General features: G+C 35.6%; 22 protein-coding genes and 1 tRNA gene. 17 read left to right on the top strand and 6 right to left on the bottom strand.

The genetic code is table 11. The annotated features are described in order from the left end of the window. The 5 genes from CLO1100_RS20100 to CLO1100_RS18270 all read left to right on the top strand — a co-directional run bounded on the left by CLO1100_RS20100 (position 1) and on the right by CLO1100_RS18270 (position 2788). A complete protein-coding gene (locus CLO1100_RS20100) occupies positions 1–924 on the top strand; it encodes a hypothetical protein (RefSeq protein ID WP_014315257.1) in 924 nt (307 codons plus the stop codon). Positions 925–1247: 323 nt separating this feature from the next. Continuing rightward, positions 1248–1502 carry a hypothetical protein gene (locus CLO1100_RS18280; protein WP_014315256.1) on the top strand — a complete coding sequence of 85 codons (255 nt, stop codon included), beginning with the start codon at positions 1248–1250 and terminating at the stop codon, positions 1500–1502. An 11-nt stretch (positions 1503–1513) separates the two neighbouring features. Further along, complete coding sequence (locus CLO1100_RS18275; protein ID WP_014315255.1) at positions 1514–2212, top strand: peptidase M15; 699 nt, start codon at positions 1514–1516, stop codon at positions 2210–2212. Next, positions 2209–2379, top strand: a complete 171-nt coding sequence (locus tag CLO1100_RS20890; RefSeq protein ID WP_014315254.1) for a hypothetical protein — start codon at positions 2209–2211, stop codon at positions 2377–2379. The genes CLO1100_RS18275 and CLO1100_RS20890 overlap by 4 nt, the downstream gene beginning before the upstream one ends. A gap of 151 nt (positions 2380–2530) precedes the next feature. Then, positions 2531–2788: a hypothetical protein gene (locus tag CLO1100_RS18270; RefSeq protein WP_014315253.1), complete on the top strand. Its 258-nt coding sequence runs from the start codon at positions 2531–2533 to the stop codon at positions 2786–2788. Between the two features lie 11 nt (positions 2789–2799). Here CLO1100_RS18270 and CLO1100_RS18265 read toward each other — a convergent pair whose 3' ends face one another. Continuing rightward, the gene (locus CLO1100_RS18265; RefSeq protein ID WP_014315252.1) at positions 2800–4398 is read right to left on the bottom strand and encodes a hypothetical protein; all 1599 of its coding nucleotides are present in this window, start codon (positions 4396–4398) and stop codon (positions 2800–2802) included. Positions 4399–4568: 170 nt separating this feature from the next. Next, entirely contained in the window at positions 4569–5192 is a 624-nt protein-coding gene (locus tag CLO1100_RS18260; protein ID WP_014315251.1) for a peptidylprolyl isomerase, read from the bottom strand. Between the two features lie 243 nt (positions 5193–5435). On the opposite strand from CLO1100_RS18260, the gene CLO1100_RS18255 reads away from it, so the two are divergent. The 7 genes from CLO1100_RS18255 to CLO1100_RS18220 all read left to right on the top strand — a co-directional run bounded on the left by CLO1100_RS18255 (position 5436) and on the right by CLO1100_RS18220 (position 12534). Beyond that, positions 5436–5511 (top strand) — tRNA-Met (locus tag CLO1100_RS18255). Positions 5512–5633: 122 nt separating this feature from the next. Beyond that, entirely contained in the window at positions 5634–7184 is a 1551-nt protein-coding gene (locus CLO1100_RS18250) for a spore germination protein (protein WP_242836742.1), read from the top strand. Further along, complete coding sequence (locus tag CLO1100_RS18245) at positions 7181–8314, top strand: Ger(x)C family spore germination protein (RefSeq protein WP_014315249.1); 1134 nt, start codon at positions 7181–7183, stop codon at positions 8312–8314. Before CLO1100_RS18250 ends, CLO1100_RS18245 begins: the two co-directional genes overlap by 4 nt. Before the next feature lie 258 nt (positions 8315–8572). Then, positions 8573–9679, top strand: coding sequence for an endospore germination permease (locus tag CLO1100_RS18235; RefSeq protein WP_014315247.1), 1107 nt, complete (start codon positions 8573–8575; stop codon positions 9677–9679). 753 nt (positions 9680–10432) lie between these two features. Further along, entirely contained in the window at positions 10433–11014 is a 582-nt protein-coding gene (locus CLO1100_RS18230; RefSeq protein ID WP_014315245.1) for a TetR/AcrR family transcriptional regulator, read from the top strand. A gap of 84 nt (positions 11015–11098) precedes the next feature. Further along, positions 11099–12058 (top strand): FAD:protein FMN transferase, encoded by a 960-nt coding sequence (locus tag CLO1100_RS18225; RefSeq protein WP_014315244.1) that lies wholly within the window; start codon positions 11099–11101, stop codon positions 12056–12058. A 14-nt stretch (positions 12059–12072) separates the two neighbouring features. Then, a complete protein-coding gene (locus CLO1100_RS18220) occupies positions 12073–12534 on the top strand; it encodes an FMN-binding protein (RefSeq protein WP_014315243.1) in 462 nt (153 codons plus the stop codon). 250 nt (positions 12535–12784) lie between these two features. Here CLO1100_RS18220 and CLO1100_RS18215 read toward each other — a convergent pair whose 3' ends face one another. Further along, positions 12785–14515, bottom strand: coding sequence for an AMP-binding protein (locus CLO1100_RS18215; RefSeq protein ID WP_242836622.1), 1731 nt, complete (start codon positions 14513–14515; stop codon positions 12785–12787). Between the two features lie 324 nt (positions 14516–14839). Between CLO1100_RS18215 and CLO1100_RS18210 the strand changes: the two genes are divergently transcribed. Together CLO1100_RS18210 and CLO1100_RS18205 are read left to right on the top strand one after the other, a co-directional pair. Then, entirely contained in the window at positions 14840–16276 is a 1437-nt protein-coding gene (locus tag CLO1100_RS18210) for a condensation domain-containing protein (RefSeq protein ID WP_014315241.1), read from the top strand. Between the two features lie 220 nt (positions 16277–16496). Beyond that, positions 16497–17297: a carbon-nitrogen hydrolase family protein gene (locus tag CLO1100_RS18205; RefSeq protein WP_014315240.1), complete on the top strand. Its 801-nt coding sequence runs from the start codon at positions 16497–16499 to the stop codon at positions 17295–17297. Between the two features lie 197 nt (positions 17298–17494). Here CLO1100_RS18205 and CLO1100_RS18200 read toward each other — a convergent pair whose 3' ends face one another. Continuing rightward, positions 17495–17962 (bottom strand): hypothetical protein, encoded by a 468-nt coding sequence (locus CLO1100_RS18200; protein WP_242836620.1) that lies wholly within the window; start codon positions 17960–17962, stop codon positions 17495–17497. Then, entirely contained in the window at positions 17949–18485 is a 537-nt protein-coding gene (locus CLO1100_RS18195; protein WP_014315238.1) for a CarD family transcriptional regulator, read from the bottom strand. The genes CLO1100_RS18200 and CLO1100_RS18195 overlap by 14 nt, the downstream gene beginning before the upstream one ends. Before the next feature lie 224 nt (positions 18486–18709). Between CLO1100_RS18195 and CLO1100_RS18190 the strand changes: the two genes are divergently transcribed. Beyond that, positions 18710–19267: a GNAT family protein gene (locus tag CLO1100_RS18190; protein WP_014315237.1), complete on the top strand. Its 558-nt coding sequence runs from the start codon at positions 18710–18712 to the stop codon at positions 19265–19267. A 9-nt stretch (positions 19268–19276) separates the two neighbouring features. Here CLO1100_RS18190 and CLO1100_RS18185 read toward each other — a convergent pair whose 3' ends face one another. Then, a complete protein-coding gene (locus CLO1100_RS18185) occupies positions 19277–19687 on the bottom strand; it encodes a transcriptional repressor (RefSeq protein WP_014315236.1) in 411 nt (136 codons plus the stop codon). Between the two features lie 129 nt (positions 19688–19816). On the opposite strand from CLO1100_RS18185, the gene CLO1100_RS18180 reads away from it, so the two are divergent. Together CLO1100_RS18180 and CLO1100_RS18175 are read left to right on the top strand one after the other, a co-directional pair. Continuing rightward, positions 19817–20749, top strand: coding sequence for a GTP-binding protein (locus CLO1100_RS18180; RefSeq protein WP_014315235.1), 933 nt, complete (start codon positions 19817–19819; stop codon positions 20747–20749). Between the two features lie 2 nt (positions 20750–20751). After that, entirely contained in the window at positions 20752–22278 is a 1527-nt protein-coding gene (locus tag CLO1100_RS18175; RefSeq protein ID WP_014315234.1) for a permease, read from the top strand. Positions 22279–22288: the final 10 nt, after the last annotated feature.

Genomic DNA, 22288 nt, shown 5'->3' with positions numbered 1-22288 from the left:
ATGGCAGTAAATACGGTTAACTACAATTTAAAAAAGCCATCCCAGGAGGATTTCTATAACATTGAGGATCATAACGGGAATATGGATATTATTGATACACAGATTAAGAAGATTGAGACGGAGCTGGAGGGGCATGAGGGGGATACACAGAGCCATGTCCCACATTTGGGTACCACAGTTAATAACGGTAATGCATATACAATTGAGTTTGAAAAAACTATTTTAGACGGTTCAAAATTCAGCGTTAAATTTAATACTATTGCCACAGGACCAGCCACTTTGAATATTCCATCTGATGGATTAGCAAGAAGCTTAAAAAAACCCAGTGGTGAAGATTTTAAACCAAAGGCAGGCATTTATTCTTTTATACGGGATGGAGAAAATTTTCAGTTATTGGGTGAAGGGGGTGAATATGGTACAAATAACCCAAACGATGTGAAAGTGGGGATTCCTTTCGGAACAGAAAACGGTATACAGATTGGGACTTATACTAGCGATGCAACAGCAACAGCAGCAGATATTATGCTTAGTAAAATCGCGTATGCTAATGGACAACAACTTGTAGGGACAAATACTAATAAAAGATGGGTAAGTGGTACTTTTAATGCTGGATATGCTTCTAATGGATATACAGGGGTGAGTATCTATGGTCTTCCATTTAAACCCAGGCTTGTTTATATTTACGGTGTAAGAACAAGTCCAGTGTCTCTATTTCAATATATAGTACTTGTGGACACCCCTTTTTATAGTCGTAACAACGTTAAAGGCTTTTATATGTACGGGAAATATGGTTCATCATTTGGAGAAAATTTAATAAGTACAAGCAGTACAGATTTTTACATATCTGCAACGGGTTTTTATGTGACATTTTATGCTACAACAAATGACTATTGGATAGCATGTGATTATGTTGCTTTTGAATGAAAAGGGATATATCATTCAAATAATAGTAATACATTGTCTTTTAATTTTATTTGAGAATATTCCCCATATTTGAAACTATAAAATGAAACACGGTAATTCAAATAGTCAACTAGCCGCAAGAATAAATTTCGTAAAATGGCTAACAAAATTTATGATTCATTTGCCTGGAGATTAAAGGAAATCTATAGAGTAAAAGATTGCTGTAAAGAGCTGTACAAACAGCACTACTAGAACTGGATAGTACAGATTTAACGAAAAAAGGATTACCCACAGCCGGGTAATCCTTTTTTGGCTTTATGCCATGTAGAAAGGGAGGTTTGCCAATGACTGGAGAGTGTGGCTATCGTTGTATAAATGAGGAAAGAATCAGAACGCTGGAGCAAAACCACACCGAGACAAAAGTGTACGTTAAGGAAATAAAAGAGGATTTGATGGAAATAAAAACAGATATCAAAAAGAGAAATGAAGCAGAAACCAAAACATGGTCTCCGATTGTACTGGAGCTTATCAAAGCACTCACTACCGCAATAACAGTAATTGGGGCTATAGTAGGGGCTTTAAAATTTGCAGGAAAGTGAGATGAGATAACATGCCTTGTGTAAAGTTTAAATATCAGGACGAATCCTATGTGTACCCAAAACTAATAAATGCAATTAATATATTGTGTATTGCAAAAGGCCGGGACTGCCTCTGTACCTCGGGCTACAGGAGTGTGGAGAAGCAGAAGACTATAGCAAAAGAGGTCTTGGTAGGTAATCCCGACAGTCGACAGAGAGAAGATGGCTCTGTGTACAGTAAAAACGGAGAGTGCCTTGCTGCTGCATATGGCAAAAGCAATCATTGCTACTGTATTGCAATGGATATCTGCGACAATTGGTTCAAATTGCTTGAGAATGAGGAACTGAAAAAATACGGACTTGTTAAACCCATGAGCTATGAACCATGGCATGTTCAGCTTTTGGAACACAACGGGTTAAGCCTATTACAAAAGGAAGCAATAAGGGACAATGTTTTAAAGGGAGTGAAAAAAGACATGACGGTTAAAGAATTTCAAGCAGTGACGGGACTTACGGTAGATGGTATAGTAGGCTCCAAAACAAAAGGGAAAGCACAAGAAATGGTTAAAATATGCCAAAGGATACTGGGTAATAACTTTGAATCAGCAGAGGAAACTGTTCGAATTACTCAGAAAAACCCTGAAATATGGCTGCAGAAGCTTAAAACAGAACAATATTTCCCGGATTTTGTGATGAACATAGTTGAGAGAATGAGAGGAGAACGGATATGAAAGAGAAAATAGCAAAGCTAATTGATGTAAAAACAATAGTTACCTTTGTTCTGGTAGGAGCATTAATCGGGTTCATTGTTAGAGGAAAGCTGGAGGCTAAGGAAATAATACCTTTGACTACAATGTCGGTTTCATTTTTCTTTGCGGTAAAGCTTAATAAAGCATAGCAGAGTTTACCATAATTGTATTTAAAAATAAACAATGGAAAAGGGGTTGAATGAAATTAAGAACAGTATTATACTATATAAATAGAACATATGTTCTATTTATGACAAGGAATAGGTGCGAGTACTAATTGAATTTGGAGGTAAAAGGCTGATGGGAGACCAAAGCAGGGGTAAATTAATTGATAATATCATAGAAGGCAGGATCACTTCCGTATGCAATAGAGAATGTCTGAATATAAGTTATATGGAACTTCAGAATCAATTAATTGAAACCAGAAAGCGGATAGCCAATGATTTACGTGACGACAAGCTAAGACTTCTGGAAATATACGATAAATTGAACAACGATATATCCGAATTAGTATTCAAGGCTTTATACATAGAAGGGTACAAGGACGGAAAGAGTTAGCATTAAGCTCCTTATACCATTGTAATAGCGAATATATGCATATTGGGAAGGTAGGGAAGGGAAATACCTCTTACCACACCGGGATTGTTCAACTTATAGGTTTTTGCAAATATTTTTACTTTGGAATTATGAACCTGTATTTTGCCGTCAAGACGTTCGCAGGCCCTACCCTCCCATGCGACAGATTCACCATACAGAGGGGCAAAAACCAACTCTGTAAAGCCTATATTTATTTCTTCGGTACTGCCATCAATAAATCTGAGAGTTATTGATTCCTTAAAACTTCCGAAGTCTGCCGTTCCAAGCAACATTATATTGCTGCAATCGGTGGGATAAAATTCCAGTTCCTGACCGGAACATGAAATATTATCAAATTGGCTTTCAACTACCTTCGGGAACTTAAATTTCATGTTATCAACTTCCCATATATCTTCAGAAGGAATATCATCAGAAACAAAAAACATTCCTGCACCATTCAGGTTCGATTTGCCGGTTTCGTCCAACAATTCTCCAAAACCCTTATTATTGAAGTAATTTGATAAATCTATATAAGAATAGCTGTTGAAATTTATATTTTCCGGTATATTAGATACCCTTTCAAATTTCTTTAAGATATTGTTATTAGCGTGTGAAGTACCTGATGCGGTTTTAATCAGAAGATTTAGATTTTCTTTTTCAATGCTTGCGATTTCTCTGATATGAGGTGGGATTTTAGATTTAATAATTGCCTCATTTTTAGTCAGAATAGCCTTAGTTAAAATTCCTCTCAACACATCCCATTTATAGCTTACCTGCTTAAGTTTTTCGGAAATGGGGAGTAATTCGGGGACATCGTACTTTGCTGCTGTATGTTCAAGAAATCTTGCATATTGAAGCCTTCCTCGATTTACGGATTGAAGGTTAACGTAGTAAGGCATGTCGATAACTCTTCTGATTAAAGCGGTTTCTTTTTCTATACAAAATCCGTCTTCAACACTAGCTGCAAAATCTTCCATACTGCTGAAAATATTTTTCCCACCGTTTTCACCGTTAAGCCTTTTTGAAAAGGTTAACATAAGCTCTTTCCAATCGTAGTCAAATATTTCAGCATTGGTTATTTCAAAAGTAAACAATACTCCAAGATATCCATTTATAAAATCATTGAAACCAAGTATGGCATCTTTTTGCAAAAAATAGGGGTCAGTGCAGTAAAAAGCTTCTTTTTCCGAATCAACACCAGTTATGAGGAACCAGTGTTTTCCATGTTGGTTCTTATTTGGGTCCCAGGAATAATAGAAAGTGTCCATAAATATTCCGATGGGATTATCCACCATAATATGACTGGTTATAATATTAATTACTTCTTGAGGATTATTATTATGATCAAAAGTTATATTAATACCGTGATAGTGTTGATAAAGATCGTATACATTGCCTCTGTCGTCCTTTATTGAATTACCTGTACCTTTTATTTTATAGTTATTAATATCAAACCAAAATCCCCATGCTTGGGAATACATTAAAATATAATCTCGATGGTAGAAATTTGATACAGAAATCATACATTCTTCTAAACAATTAGCAAAGTCACTATGAAAGGGTGCTACATCGAGCTGTTTGGAAATATTCATGTTAAAACCCCACTTTACAAATCAGTACTACTATTACCAGTTTTAGAAACTGGAGTATTTAATGTTATTTTATAGAAATATTATCATAAATACAAGTTAAAAGATAAAGAAATAAAAAAGCATATTAATCGAAAAATTATTATATGTTCTTCGATAATATGCTTTAAGAATTATTTTTCAAGGACTGTTACTGTTTTAATAATTACTTTTTCAGTCGGGTGTGAAACTTCACCTGAATTCGGATCTAATTCTACAGGGGTATTGGCTATCTTGTCCAAGGTTTCTTCACCACTTGTCAGTTTGCCGAATGCCGCATATTCGCCGTCAAGGGTGGCTGCTGTTCCATCCATTATAAAGAACTGACTGGATGCAGAATCAGGATCACCGCTTCTTGCCATAGATATAATACCTTTGGTGTGGTTTAATGTGTTTTGCGTAAACCCATTTGAGCTGAATTCACCTTTTATGTTCTTGTCCGAGCCTCCTGACCCGTTACCATTTGGGTCACCGCCCTGTACCATAAATCCCTTTATTATTCTGTGGAAGGTCAAGCCATTATAAAAACCGGATTCGGCTAACGATACAAAGTTTTTTACGGTTTCGGGAGCGTATTCCGGATAAAGCTCAAAAGTCATCTTATCTCCATTTTCCATCTCAAACTGAATTTTGGGATGACCTGAAGGCTGGTTTGAACTTCCCTGTGAACCCGGCTTACCGCAGCCCGAAAGTAAGACGGTAAATATAAGTCCGGTAATTATGAAAAATGCAGTTTTTTTAAAAAGGTTTTTAATCATTTTAAATCCTCCTATGTGTAAATAACTATTAAAAAGGCCTAGCCATATATAATTAAATAACATTATTGTGTAAAATGTATATACTTTTTGTAAATTTATTTAGAATATTGTCTCCTTTTATTGAATTTAAAATTCTATTAAAATAATACTTGCAATTTTAAAAGTAATGTGTTAAATTATAATAGTTGTCGGCGGTAATGAATAAAACTTCTAACTGCTGAGCATACTTATAAATACAGTCATCGCGGGATGGAGCAGTTGGTAGCTCGTCGGGCTCATAACCCGAAGGTCGTTGGTTCAAGTCCAGCTCCCGCAACCATGAATGAAAAACTTCCAAGGTTTAACTTTGGAAGTTTTTTTGTCGTTCTCAATAAATATGTCTAATAACCTACAGAATAATTTTGTTTATGTTACATACAATAATAAAAATTTACGGACATGGTGATTATATTGGGCTTATGGAAAAGAGATAAAAATAATGCTAAAAATAAATCCGTTGCAAACGGAGAAAAGTCTAAAGCAGGCAGCATTTCATCAACATTATCAAAAAATATAGACCTGTTCAGGAATATCTTTCGAGATGATGACACCTTAATTATAAGAAATGTTGAGAACCAATACAATAAGTCAATAAAATGCTGCGTTCTTTTTATGGAGGAAATGATTGACACTACTGTAGTCAGCGAAACTATACTCCGGCCGATTATGCAGGATAACAACTTAAAAAATAATAATGACACCTTAAATCAATTTCAGAATAGAGTAATTACATCGGATAATATCAAGAAAAGTTCAGATGTAAATTTATTAACAAATTCAATATTAAAAGGTGATACTGTTTTGTTGCTTGAGGATTCCTCCGAGGCATTGATTATCAGTTCGATTGGAGTAAAGAGCAGAGCTATTCAAGAACCGGAATCCGAGAAACTTATAAGAGGTCCGAGAGAAGGGTTTACAGAGCCTTTAATGATTAATTTGTCATTGCTGCGAAAAAGATTGGAAACCCCGGATCTAAAATTTAAGTTTATGAATTTGGGCACCAAGACTAATACAAAGATATGCATTTGTTATTTGGATAGTTTGGTAAACCATAAAATTTTAAATGAAGTGGAAGCGAGACTCAAGAGCATCAAAATTGACGGTGTGCTTGCAGCCGGTTATATAGGAGAACTTATTGATGATGAACCATATTCGCCTTTCAAAACAGTGGGAAGCACTGAACGGCCTGATGTTGTTGTAGGAAAACTGTTGGAAGGGAGAATAGCTATTATTGTAGATGGAACTCCTGTTGCACTTACAGCTCCTCACTTGTTTATTGAATACTTTCAGGTTAACGAGGACTACTATATAAATTATTACTTCTCATCAATAAGCAGAATACTAAGAATACTAGGGTTTATACTGACAGTAAGTGTCCCGGCGATATACGTAGCCCTTATGACTTTTCATCAGGAAATGATACCTACACCCTTGCTGATAAGTATATCAGCTGCGAGGCAGGGAGTGCCTTTTCCGACTATAGTCGAGATAATGTTGCTTTTAATTGTCTTTGAAATATTGAGAGAAACCGGTACCCGAATGCCAACCAATATAGGACAGGCACTTAGTATAGTTGGCGCATTAGTATTAGGTCAGGCATCTGTAGAAGCAAAAATTGTGAGCGCCCCTATTGTTATTGTAGTAGCAATTTCGGGAATTACCAGTCTTATGATTCCAAAAATTCAAGGAGCGGCTATTATTTGTAGAGTTATTTTTCTTTTATTATCTGCATTTTTAGGTTTTTATGGTCTGATTTTCGGTATTACCGGCGCTTTATTACATCTGTGCGAGATGCGGTCCTTTGGGGTTCCCTATTTGTTATATTTAACTTCTATGAACCCATATGAATTAAAAGATACTATAATAAGAGCTCCATTATGGAATATGAAAAAAAGACCTAAATTGATTTCTACCGATAATATGAAGAGACAAGCGATAGGGAGAAAAAAATGATTAAAAGATTATTTTGTGCTCTATTAATGCTTAATGTACTTGGCATTTTTTGTACAGGATGTTGGAATTATAGAGAAATAAACAATATGTCAATAGTATCAGGAGCCGCAATTGACAAAACCTCTGACGGTAAATATAAGTTGAGTATTGAAATTATTGATTTAAAAACTGGAGGAGTAGAAGCAAAAGTACACTCTAAGAAACTGGAATGCTACGGAGCCTCTATAGTTGATGCTGTACGCAATGCAATTAGTTTTAATGCCAATAAACTTTATTGGGGTCACACTGAGATTCTTATTATAAGTAAAGATGTTGCCAAGGAAGGTATAGTACAAATTCTTGATGTATTTAGCAGGGATCCTGAATTCAGGTTAACAATTGATATTCTGGTTTCTAAAGAAAATACCGCAGAGGAAATACTGGATTCGCAAAGTATTACAACTGAAGTCCGTTCTTATGAACTAAATAAGATGCTTGATCTTGAAAAAGAATTGGAGAAGTCCCCAAAAGTTGAAATATATGAGTTTATAAATTCTTTAGGAGAATCGGGTATCTCACCGGTAATGCCGGTGGTAGGATTAACGGAAAACTCGGGGCAGGAGACATCACAGCTATTAGGTACAGCAGTTTTTAATAAGGACAAGCTTGAGTATATGTTCGACCAGGAAGATACTAAATACTTTCTTTTTGTAATGAACAAAATTAAGGGAGGCCTATTTGTTGTAAATGATAGCGATATTACATTAAAAATTATAAGGAATAAAACCAAATTAAAACCTGTATACACTAATGGGAAGTTGCACTTTGAAATAAATATTAAAACAAAAGTCTCCATTAGTGAAATTGATTTTACTAAATTTCAAAATGTGAAGGACATAGACAAAATACAAATTGAAGCGCAAAAGACATTGCAAAGTAGGGTTAAAAATGTTATAAAAGCAGTCCAAAATGAATATGGAATTGATATTTTTGGCTTTGGTAGGAGTGTAAGGCAGGACATCCCGGAGTTATGGAAGAAAATAAATCCTGACTGGGATACTATTTTCAAGAATGTTCCTGTGAACGTAAATGTTGATGTTAAGATAAGTAACTCAGGGTTACTTTCCAAAAAAATTATGATAGGAGACTAAGAAGATGACATACTTTTTATTGTTCAGCATTATTATAGTTTTCTATGTCATAAAGGATCTTAACCAAATATTTAAAATAAATAAACGACCTGTTTTCTGGTTGCTTGTCTCATTTTCCGTACTGGTATATTTCAGTGCGTTAGTAATCGCATTAGATATAAGAATTCCGAGTCTCTCCAAATATCTAAAGGAGTTGGTTATTATGATTTGGAATTTAGATAGAAATTAATTCTTTGGTAATGCAGGAGGGAAGAAAATATGAGCAAAGAGCTGGTTTCTCAAAAGCAAGCTTCAGCCGTAATGATTATGTACACATTAGGCAGTACACTTGTGCTTGGTGCAGGAGGATCTGCCAAACATGATGTCTGGCTTGCAATTTTAATATCAATGCTGATGAGTGTTCCTATTCTATTACTTTATAGCAAGATTCAAATGTTATATCCCGGGAAAAATATATATGAGATTTTTGATAATGTTTTTGGTAAAGTAATAGGAAAGATTATGTCCTTGATGTTTATTTGGTACTCTTTTCATCTTGGTTCACTTGTAATTAGAAATTTTACAGAGTTTATAGTAACTGTTTCACTACCTAAAACTCCCCAGAACATTGTTGGCTTATTTATGATTTTTTTATGTATATGGGCTGTGAAAGCAGGTATTGAAGTAATTTGCAGGTGGACAGCTATAATGCTCCCGTTCACTTTGTTCGTAGTTTTCACAGTTACCCTATTATTCGCACCTTTATTGAATTTTAAGAACCTGAAACCTGTACTTTATTATGGAATGAGGCCAGTTATTGACAGTGCATTCTCCGTAGAAGCATTTCCTTTTGCAGAGACTATAATTTTTTTAGCAGTTCTCAGCCACCTCAGGGAACAAAAGAGCGTTTATAAAGTTTATTTTTTAAGTTTACTAATAAGCGGAATATCTATATTGATGGTTTCTGTTCGTACACTTTTGTCTATAGGAGTACCTAATATAGAAGTTATCTTTTTCCCGACATATGCTTCCGTGCGACTGGTAAACATAGGTGATTTCCTACAAAGGTTAGAGATAACTGTTGCAACGGTTTTTCTTTTTGCAGGTTTTATTAAAAGTAACATATGCTTGTACAGTACGAGTATTGGTGTAGCACATTTGCTGGGATTAAAAAGCTATAGGCATATAGTGGCGCTGCTGGGGCTTGCTATGTCGATTTTATCAGTAATAGTTTATAGTAACACTTCAGAAATGTTTGACTGGTCAAATAATTTTTATAAATATTATGCTATTATTTTTCAGGTAATTCTTCCTGTTACAACTTTTATAGTAATTGAAGCCAGAAAAATATTTTCTAGAAAAAAGAAATTACAGCCCTCTAATTGAATAAAGCCATGCAGGTCTGCGTCCATGAGATAAAATTATAGGAGTTTACAAAAAGTTCATTGTTTATAAATTATTTATTAATATTGTGCTGTTAATATAAATACATAAACTTTTTTTCATTTTGTTTTTTCCTCTTATTAAATTATTTTTATAAAGCTCCGTTTTATAAACGGGGCTTTATTTATGTGTTGAAAGGTCCGAAACTCCAAATACTCTTTTATAATGGCTAGTTAAATCAATTATTATAGGTGCAGAACTTATTGTTAATAATTGCAAAATATACATAAATGTTATATTTGTACACGCAATAAAGGAATAATCGTAAAAATAGAACATTGTAATGATAGGAATCTATGGAATATGCATTTCATTCTTAACCTTTATATTTGCAAATATAGTTTCCAAAAAGGCAGTATTTTTTGTTGTTCCGCTAGGCTACTACTACTTGGTGACTACTGTTATGGATTTTTTCCATATATAAAAATCAAAAATAATTTATTTCGAATGAGTAAAGAGGGAGACAAAATAAAATTTTCGGGCTGGCCGGTAGGAACATCAGAAAATATACTTGTATTGGTGAATAGGGGTATATTTTAGGGTTATGGTGCAAAAATCAATTCTGTAATAATATTACATTAAAATAAAAAGTTATATTGATTTTAAAGTATTTGTTCTAAGCCATATTGACAAATCAAATTATAGGTGCTATATTGTGAATGAAAATAAAAATATTCATTCATGGAGAAGATGATTGTGGAAGATAAAAAGACGTTAATATACGATTGTGCGAAAGAATTGTTTAGCAATAAAGGTTTTAAAGATACAAACATATCTGAGATTACACAAAAGGCTGGAATGGCTGTAGGAACGTTTTATAAATATTATCCGTCAAAAGAGAAACTTTTCATGGATATTTTTCTGGAAGAAAACGCTAAGTTAAAAAAACACAGTTTGCAGTCGCTTGATTTAACCCGGAGTCCGTTGGAGGTCGTGGGGCAAATGCTAGCGCTGAATGCTGAAGGCACTAACACAAATCCCATTTTAAAGGAATGGTATAACAAAAGTGTTTTTGAAAAAATAGAAAAGCTTTATCGTGAGGAAAACGGGCTTGGAGCGGTTGATTTTCTGTATGACAGCTTTCTTGAGCTTGTGAAGGAATGGCAAGCCCAAGGGAAAATACGTAAAGACATCGACAATAAAATGATTATGATGATTTTTGCCGCTATAATAAACGTAGATACCCATAAGGAAGAAATCGGACTTGAATACTTTCCACAGCTTTTGGAGATTATGACTACTCTAATTATGAAAGGCCTGATGGACTGCTCTGAATAGAAGAGCAGTTTTTTCGGGACAGAAAGTGAACGAATAAAAAAACGTTCATTCAATTGCGCAGTTTTAATCGGAAGGAGGCTCAATATGTTACAATTCGCAGTTACAGAGGCCAGCAGCGTTGGTATGAATACTGATATTACATATAGGGTATTTGGTCAAAAGGCAGAATTGGCAGTTGCTGATGCAAAAGCGGAGCTTTCACGACTGGAGAATAAACTAAGTCGCTTTATACCGGACAGCGAGATAAGCAAGATCAATATGTTTGCGGGAAAAGGGCGCGTAAAAATCAGCTATGAAACTTATGAGGTCCTGTCATTTGCCCTCCTGCTTTCTGAAATCTCACAGGATTTGTTTGATATAACATTAGGACCTTTGATTGATCTATGGGATTATAAGCACTCATTCCATGTACCGGAGGAAGCAAAAATTCAGAGTGCTCTATTTAAGGTCAATTTCCGCGATTTGCTGTTGAATTCACAAGATAATACGGCCAGTCTTCGGAAAGCGGGACAGTCAATTGATTTAGGCGGCATCGGAAAAGGTTATGCCAGTGACCGCTTTATAGAAATACTTCAAGAGCATGGTGTTTCCTCAGCTTTTATCAATATTGGAGGAAATGTATCCACGCTTGGGAAAAAATCTGACGGTTCTCCGTGGAGCGTTGGTATCCGGCATCCCAGGCGGGATAATTGCCTGCTTGGCGCAGTAAAGGTAATCAGCAAAGCAGTGGTTACCTCAGGTGATTACGAGCGGTATTTTATTGACAGTACGGGTACGAGGAGGCATCACATCTTAAATCCAGTCACTGGATATCCTGCTGAATCAGGCTTAATCAGCGTTACTGTGGTTAATGATAACGCAATGATTGCGGATGCATTGTCTACTGCAATATTTGTAGCAGGCATTGATAAAGGAATTGAATACTTGGAACATTTTCCCGGAGCAGAAGCGGTTCTGGTGGATAATCGTCAGCAGGTTTTTATTACACAAGGCTTAAAAGAGTGTTATCAAACTGCTGAGGGAATTGAAGTAAACATAATATGAAAGGAGCACGCAAAATGAGCAGAATTGAGAAAAGAAAGGGGAGAAGCAAAGTGTGGATTATAATACTGATTATTGTAGCAGTAATTGTAGTCGGATCAGTGGGAGGAATTCTCGTAGACGCACCTGGACGGCGTGAAATCGGAGAGCTTTCATTTACGTCTATAGACCTTAAGAACCTTCGCAATGGAACCTATATCGGTGAATATAAAGGTACAAAGTCTCATTTCAGGGATACAAAAGTTGAGGTAATAATATCCAAGGGGGATATATCCAATATCAAAATATTGAAAGGAGCCGTGGATAAGGAAGGAAAACCAGTAATTTTAAAAGGTGGGCAAAGTATGGAGAATGTATTTGACAATGTGATTAAATTCCAGACACTTCAGGTAGATGTTATAAGCGGTGCCACACTTACCTCCAAAACACATCTCAAGGCACTCGAGAACGCTCTGGAGCAGGCACAAAGATTTGATTGAGTTCTTTCAAAAATTTAAAGCGTTAAGGAATAAAGGTAAAGACTGATGTTTGTATCGAGCGGTTGACTCTTTTGGAAAGACAATAGCAGGAATTGAAATAATGCATATGATTCGAAAGGGACAGCTTGAAGAAATTCAATGTGTCCCTTAGAGATTGAGTTTATAAACAAGATAATGGGTATAATAGCTTAAAAGACTAGCTTTCTGGTTATGAGTATATTGATTTTGAAGTATTTGAATCAGAGCCATCCTATTTAAGACTATATTTTTCAATGGCATAATCTTTTAACATGAATTTTTTAATCTTTCCGCTTGTCGTAGTAGGAAATTCCGTTACAAATTCGATATATTTAGGGATTTTATACTTTGCAAGATTATCTTGAATAAATGATACAACATCCTCCCTTGATAAAGTATGTTTATCTTCAATAATTAAAAAAGCACATATCTCCTCTCCAAGATTTTTGTCAGGAACACCTACGACTGCGGCTTCTTTTATAGATTCATGCTTTACTAATAACTCTTCGATTTCTTTAGCTGATATATTTTCACCACCTCTGATGATTATATCTTTGATTCTGCCGATAATCTTGCAATAGCCGTCCTCATCTTTAATAGCTAAATCTCCAGTGTGTAGCCATCCATCTTTGTCTATACTCTTTTGTGTAGCCTCTTGGTTTTTGTAGTATCCCTTCATGATATATTCTGTTTTAGTGATAAGCTCTCCCTCTACACCATTAGGTACTTCTTTTCCAGTAGCAGGATTTATTATTTTTATTTCTGTTCCGAACATACCCCGCCCTACAGTGCTTATTCTCTTATCAAAAGGGTCAGAAATGAGAGTTTGTGTTATTCCCATAGCTTCTGTTTGCCCATAAACGATACAGAGTTCATTCATGTTCATTTTATCCATTATTTCCTTCATGAGGTCAGGTGGGCAATAAGAGCCAGCAATCATGCCTTTTCGAAGATTAGATAAATTGAAGTTGTAAAAGTCTGGATGGGAAAGAAGAAATTTAAACATAGTAGGGACTCCATTTAATCCTGTACACTTTTCTTTATCTAAATATTCAAGAACTTTTGTTGTTTGAAATCTGTCCACAAGAACTATTGTTGAGCCATATAACAAACATTGAATAGCACTTAAAACACATCCCATTACATGAAAGAGGGGGAGACATACAAGTAATCTGTCTTTCTCAGAATAATCAAGGTTTTTCCCTGAAATGATAGCATTATTAATGATATTGTAATGCGTGGACATTACGGCTTTAGGATTTCCTGTAGTACCTGAAGTGTACTGAATATTTGTTGTATCATAACATTCTAATGATTTACTTCTTTCAAGTAATTCTTCATCGGACACATCTCTGCCCATTTCGATAAGATTCTGAAGAGACATCAAATTTTTATCTTCACCATCTAAACTTATAACACTCTTCATATCAGGAAGGGCTTTACTTGATAACTTTCCTTGGAAACAATATTTGAGTTCTGGGCATATAGAATACACGGAATCGGCATAATTGTTTCCATTATATCCTTTTGAGAAAAAGAGAGCTTTTGAATTTGAATGTTTTAAATTAAATTCAAGTTCATGCTTACTGTAATCTATGTTAATACATACAAGAACTGCCCCAATTTTGGCGGTCGCAATTTGAAGTGCAATCCATTCTGGACTGTTCAATGACCAAATTGATAAATGGTCTCCTTTCTTTATCCCCAGTTTCAATAACCCTTTTGCTATACCATCATACATTTTCATAAAATCTCTGTAAGAATACCGAACATTTTTATCCCTATAGACTATGGCTTCATTGTTTTCATATTTGATACACATTCTGTCAATGATACCGCCAATTGTTTCTTTTGAAAAATCCTCCTTTTCATTCCGAGACATACACTCATTTGTCGGATCCCAATATAGCATATATTCGCCTCCAAAATTCACATCTTTCATCACTTTTTTTATATCTATCAAAATATTCTCATGGATTTTTACTGAAAATTCAACGTCAATCTTTGCTTATCAAATTAAGGTTAATATATAATCATAATATGTTTACATAAATTAAAAAGTGTAAACTGAGTTCAGAAATTATTACCTTTAACTTATCAAAATTATTTCTTACAAGGCAAAGCAGAACAATATACCTTAGAAAAGTCCATTTTCAAAATTAAAAAAGTTTGACAATGTAACATATACATATATATTTACATAATATAAATTACTGGTTAACTATTTAAACTTCATGGTGATAGGAAGTCCAAAATATTTAAATATAATTGATGGGAGCGATTTAACATGAAAGTAAAGATTCCATTATCTCCTCCGCCTGACAAAATTATAAATAAATTTTCAAAATTTATTGGAGTAAATAAGGCGAAGCGTAAAGAAACAAAAAATAGTTTAGATTGTATACCAGCTGATGGGCAGGATATATATAACTATATTGCTCGTTACAGAATTGCAAATTCTCAGACACAAGTGGTAATGAAGCTCGATGGCAGACTGGATTTTGATAAACTATTAAAAGCAGTAAGATTGTCATTTGATGTTGAGCCTGTTTTCGGTTGCTGTTTTGTTAAAAGCACTCATCCCTATTGGAAGCGTATAAATGACTTTGACTGTGTTGAATTTTGTACATTTGAGGAAACTGATAATCCAGATTTAGCTGTTGAAAAATTTCTAGATATCCCTTTGGATCTGAATAAAGGACCTATGGCCAAGGTGAAATTAATACGATCCGGACCCACCGATACTTTGTGTATGAAAGTCAGCCATGTATGCTGTGACGGTACTGGTGCGAAGGAATACTTTTTACTTCTTGCGGATATTTACTCTCAAATCGATAAAGAAAGCACCGATTATATTCCAATACAACATATACCAAATAAAAATGACCGGATTAGACTGTATAAAGCATTAGATATTGATGCCTCAGAAGCAATTTCGTATTATAAACAAAAAACAGCGCATCAATTGTGGAAATTTCCATGGAGAAACAACCAGATCGGTGCTACCCGGTTTGTTGTCTGCAAGCTTCCAAACGGTCAGCTTGAAGAAATGAAAAGCTATTCAAAAGCGAGAGGGGCAACAATCAATGATTTGATTCTTACTGCTGTCTATAGGGCTATGTTTAAAATATCCAAACCTTCATATGGCGTGCCGGTAGATATTCCTATAACACATGACTTGCGTCGCTATCTTCCTGATCAAAAAACTGAGGCAATAAGAAATTTTTCCGGCGGACATATAACAACGATAGCCAGGAAAAAGCGTGAATCTTTCTCAGAAACCTTATCCAGGGTGATGTCTGAGACAAAAAAATTAAAAGACGGTCGCATGGGATTAGAAGATGCTGTATGGGCAGAATATGTTGAAAGTTTGAATTTCTACCAATACATTAACGATTTTAAAGCCTTATCACTACTTGCTGATATGGTTTCGTATAATCCTTTTTTTGATTTCACTGATAAGTGTAGTATAGTATTCGCAAACCTTGGCTTTGTATCTAAATCACCAATCAAATTTGGCGAACATACCGTTACTGACGCACATATTCTCCCGCCAGTTATACGTGCACCCGGAATTCTCCTTATTGCAACAACTTATAATGGCATAATAACGCTAGCAGTTGGTTATTATAAGCCTTCAGTTCATAGAAGTGCTATGGAGAATCTTCTTAATAAAGTTAGGGATGAATTGATAGAAGGTTGTAAACAACCATCCGAAGATTAATGTAATATTTGATATACGAATTTGTTTAAAGGTTTAGGTCGAAGAGGGTTCTGGTACAAAAATAACTTATGTGATAATATTACAGTCGAACAGCTTGATTTGTATCTTGCGCCCATGGACATTGGTGCTTTGTGGTTTGGAAGAGAGGACTATGAGAACTTTTGCGTTATAGCTTAACAATGATATAAAAGGAATTGAAGAACGAAAACGGTATATAGAGTTGCTGATTGCCGCTCTTCCAGCTCCTGATTTTGTAGTTTTGCCAGAGCTGGCTATATGCAGCTATATGGCAAGCCAGGAGATGTGGCAATATGCGGATTCCTGTGGACGTGATACATCGGCATGGGCCATGCAGATGGCACAGAAATATAATACCTGCATTGGCGTCGGATATCTTGATAAGGAAAAAGGAGAGTATTACAACCGTTATCTTTTTGCCGGCAAAGACAAGGTTTATGGTATTGTGACGAAATCGGAAGGAGAATCGGCAGTATTCAAAAGGGAAGCCTTTGAAAGTGTCATAAACACTCCCTTTGGAAATATAGCTGTCGCAATTTGTTACGACGCCAAAAGAAAGCATTTTTATAACAATATCAAAGACAAAGAAATATCTATGATCCTCTTTCCACACGGCTGTCCTGCCGATCCAAATAAACCGGATGAAGAGGAAAATACCAATGATTTCTTTTGCGAAAGTTATGAGAAAGCGTTCGGTGTTCCTGTGGTATATGTAAACAGTACAGGTAAACTGGAATATATGCCCGGTAAAATGGGAGAACTGATGGCAAAGGCCGGCTTTACAATGAATGGTAAGACTAAAATATATGGCAGGAATTGTGAGACAATCGACTGCGATGTGAAAGAAGCAATTGGTGTCAGTGTGGAACTCTCTCCGCAGACACGGAAACAAGATATTCGTTTCTATGGTAAAGATATCATTAAGGGAAACTGGCTTTTCCGTTTTTTTATTCTGAAGAAAGATATTAAATACGGGTTGCAGTTATATGAGACTAACCGGTAAGTAAGGACATAAAGTACCGGATGGTTTTGTTACGAAGATTATTAATCAACACTTTATATTAAACATAACTATATACCTACATTGTAATCGTTAAGCTGCTTTTTTATTTTTACAATGATAGAGCCGTCATCCAGCGTTTTCTCGTCTATGTTTCTAAATTTTGTCCTTTTGCGTTCCAAGAAGCATACTGTCCTTACTCACCATCCATCATCAGAAACAGCGGACGAGATGTACCCTTCAACTTCGCCCATGGGTATTCCCAAAACTACGGATATTTCTCCATGAAAATAATTTTTTGCCTTATCAGCGTGTTCCAGTTCACCTTCCATCAACCGCCCGTCCTGCTGCCTCAAATAGACAGACTTAATAACCTTTACCCATTCAATTTCGTCAAACTCATTTAAGGCATCTTCATAAAACTCTTTGCGAATCTTATCATTGGGGGCTTTAATGGTAGTAATAAAGCCAACACGTTTAATCACGTCCAATATCTTTTCCTTGGAAGATACTCCCCTTACAATTTCCTTAGTATCAGAAACAGGGATAGTTATAATTTCCTCGGATTCATGCTTTTGTAAGTGATACTCATTCCCATTGACATCAATGACCTTCCAAACACCACCCCGTACACAGAGGACATATTCACCGACATTAAACAATTCCATCACCTTCTTCTTGCTTCTTTGTATTGATTTCAATCTGCTCTGTGATGAAAGGAATTACTTCTTCTCGCTTAATATCCAGAACAAAAACAAACTCATCATAAAGGGTTTTTTCAGCATCTTTTAAAAACTTTTCGTCAGAAACATGCAGCTTTTTCCCTGTCTTTTTCAAGTCCTGATCTCTAAGGTAGAGGGTCTTGATGAGTTTCACAAGGGCAGATCGGTCAGAACCTGTCAGAATATTTTTATAGGATTCTTTTCTTTCGTTCTCATTCTCAATCCAGATTGTATCTTCGTCAGGCATTTCCCTGATCAAGGAATAAATTTCTTCAAGTGAGAGTATACGTCGCACCTTTTGTTCAGCTGTTTCATTCCCTACAGGGAAATAAATGGTAGAACTGTTTTCGAAAACAGGCTTTAAAACATAGTAAGGACGAGTGTTTGAATCAATCGTCATATCCTGTATTCCCTCAATCTTACAAATACCATGATTTCCATATATAATATTGTCACCGACTGAAAACATATAACTCCTTCTACCTCTAAAATAAAAAGTATTTGGCTAAGTCTCGTATACATACTGTATAGCGGGTTTTAGCCCTTACTTAAATTATAACATTTTAAAACTTAAAATCTCAAAGGGCAATTTTGAAAAAATATTTCATAATATTAATGTTACTACTAGACAAAATGAATATATAATTGTGTAATAAAATATATTAGTCAAGTATACAACTTTGGGAGGATAAGATGAAAATATCAAGTGAACGTCTCAACTTCAGATTCTTTACACATGAAGATTTTCCATTATTCTATTCTGTATTTTCAAATGAAACGATAATGAGATATGCATGGATAGATAAAATAAGTAGTGAAGAAAGTGCATATACTTTTTTCGAAGGATTTATAAATAGAGGAGATGCTGTTAATAAAGACGGCTCCTATGCCTTTGCGGTTTTTTCCAAAGAGGAAAATGAATTTATAGGCTTTGCAGACATACAGATACATAGCAGGAATAATTCAGGGGGCTGCGGAGAGATAGGATATTTCTTGTTGCCTGAATATTGGGGCAAAGGTTTTGCAACAGAACTTGCAAATGCATTGATAGAATTTGGCTTTACAAGGCTTGGACTTCACAAGATATCTGCCAGATGTAATTCAAACAACCTTAAATCAGAAGGAATTATGAAGAAGGTGGGTATGAGCTTGGAAGGTGAGCTACGCAAGGTAAGATTTAAATACGGAAGTTGGGATGATGAAAAAAACTACGGAATCCTTTTGGAAGAATGGAAGGTAGCTAACCGTTAAGTCATCATGTTAAGTATGTTTGGCACATTTAGGGCATATACCCGAAAATTCCAGGCTATGACCTGTTATGGTGAACCCGGTTTGTTTAATGAGGCTTTTTTCAATATTTGATAAGGGACAATCATCAATTGGTACGGTTTCATTACACAAGGTGCATACCAGCTGGTGTTTGTGCTGATGTCTGTTTATCTGATAATATGTTTTGCCGTCCTGACTAAGATTCTTTAAAAGAATCCCTTTTTCAGAAAGAGTCCCTAGGGTTCTGTAAGCAGTCGAAAGGCTCATATGGACATCGTTTATAACGTTTGAATAAATATCTTCAGCCGTCATGGGTACAGTAGAATTCTCCAGTACTGCAAGTATAGCCATACGGCGTTTAGTGGTTTTCAAATCTGAGGATTTTAGAACATTTTTATCCATAATAGCTGCTCCTGTTAATGCATTTTCAAATATAATATAGCTCACTGTAGGATTATATGTCAATGACCGGCCGGATAATCATTAATTAGAAGTAGGTGAATATAATTAATTAAAGGGGGAGCATATCATATGGCTGTTAAAATAGACATTGTTTCGGGCTTTCTTGGCGCAGGAAAGACAACGTTAATAAAAAAGCTTTTGAAAGAAAAATTAGGCTCAGAAAAAGTTGTTATAATAGAAAATGAGTTTGGTGAAATAGGAATTGACGGCGGAATTCTAAGGGATTCAGGCATAGAGATAAAGGAAATCAATTCAGGCTGTATTTGCTGTTCATTGGTAGGGGATTTCTCTACGGCTCTCAAGGAAGTTCTAAGGGAATATACGCCTGACAGGATTATTATTGAACCCTCCGGTGTAGGCAAGCTTTCAGGGGTCCTGGAGGCCTGCGGGAAGATGGAAAAGCAGGCAGAGGTCGGTGTAAATATGTGTATAGCTGTTGTAGATGCAGTTAAATATATAATTTATGTAAACAACTTCGGAGAATTTTTTCAGGACCAGATTAAAAATGCAAAAACTGTTATTTTAAGCAGAACACAAATGATGGAGCAAGATAAGCTTTCTAAAGTAGTAAATGATATTCAGAAACGCAACGCTGAAGCCAATATTGTAACAACCGATTGGTCGAAATTAAAGGGTGAGGATATTATTTCTCTAGCAGAACAGGGCGGAGGTTTAAATATAGAAATTCCGTCAGAGAACGGGCTGCATAGGCATACAGAGACAGATAAAATGTTCCAGAGCTGGGGTGTTGAAACTCATAAACTCTATACCGATGAAGGGATACGCAGTATACTAAAGTCCCTTTCGAATAAATCATTGTATGGGGATATACTTAGGTCAAAAGGTATAATTCCATTAGAGAAAAACAACTGGATACAGTTTGACTTTGTGCCGGGAGAAATCAGCGTCAAGCCTTGCTTGCCGGACTATACGGGACGTATTTGCGTTATCGGCGAAAAACTCAACACCGGGGAACTGAAAAAACTTTTTACGGGAGTTTAAATGTGAGTATACAATTAAGTATAATTGGGGGATTCCTTGAAGCCGGCAAGACCACATTCATACAAAACCTATTAAAAAGTCAGCATTGCACAAATAGTAAAAAAACTGTATTGATATGCTTTGAGCAGGGATTTGAGGAATACCGGGAAAGTACACTCAAAAGGTATAATACAGTATTAATTAATATTAACGATATACATATGCTTGACAGAAGCTTCATAAATTCCATTATTGAGGAACATGACCCGGCCCGGATTTTTATAGAATATAACGGAACATGGCCTATAGGAGAATTTTTAAGCATAAGGCTGCCTCCGGACTGTCGTATAAGCAATATATTTTTTATTGCGGATGCTTCCAATTTTGCATTGTATCTGAACAATATGAAATCAATAATGACGGAGCAGATTTCAAACAGCGATATTGTTATCTTAAACCGTGACAAATCCTTGGGGTCGGTGGAGAAAACAAATATTAAAAGAGCCATAAAGGCAGTAAACAGGCAAGCCCAAGTTGTATATTTTAAAAATGATTATAAAATTCCACAAAATAAAAATAAAGCTTTCAGTGGTCTTTTATTACTGGCGCTATTTGTACTGTACCTGTTTTTTATATCAGTTAAAAATACAAGCTCTGCCTTTATAACCATTTTTCTGAGTATTCTGATTCAGGCCCTTCCGTTTATATTAATAGGTATATTTATTTCATCCTTCCTACAGGTATTTGTTTCCGACAAAAAAATAGTTAAAGTGTTTAGCCGTTTTAAATTGGCGGGTTTCCCCGCAGCTGTGATTCTGGGAATTTTCTTTCCCGTATGCGATTGTGCAATGGCCCCAATATGTTCAAGACTTGCCAGAAAGGGAGTTCCCCTATACTATGTATTGACATTTTTGTTAAGTGCACCTGTTGTAAATCCTGTTGTAATTATGTCTACATACTATGCCTTTCCCAATAAACCGGAAGTTGTATTTGTGAGAGTAGGATTAGGTGTTGTGATAGCACTGTCGGTGGGACTGATAGTGAAATTTGCAGGAGTTACAAAAGAATATGCCGTAAATGAGACGGTTCTGGAAACACCATGCTCAGGTGGGTATATTGGGGATTTTTCACAAGAGGGATTTGTCGGTAAACTTGGAATGCTTGTAAGACATGCAGGAATGGAATTTTTCAATGTGGGCAGTTACATAGTAGTAGGAGCATTTGTAACCTCTCTTTTACAGACGTTTCTATCGAGGGAGCTGCTTTCGACAACGGGGATAAGCCGATACTTGGAACTGCTGGTAATGTTAGGGGCAGCTGTATTTATGTCGGTATGTTCAACTTCCAATGCGTTTATTGCAAGAGGCTTTTCCTACAGCTTTCCCATGTACTCGGTAGTATGCTATATGGTAATGGGGCCTATGCTTGATTTAAAAAATATAATGATGCTCTTGGCTGGTTTCAAAAAGAGATTTCTGGTAGAACTAGTTACAATACTTATAGTTATTGCGGTTTTTATTTTCTCAATAGCAGCAGCATTTTTTAGCTGACGGGAAGTGG

The sequence above is a fragment of the Clostridium sp. BNL1100 genome (assembly GCF_000244875.1).
Taxonomy (GTDB): Bacteria; Bacillota; Clostridia; order Acetivibrionales; family DSM-1351; genus Ruminiclostridium.
This window is presented reverse-complemented; position numbering and strand designations above follow the sequence as displayed.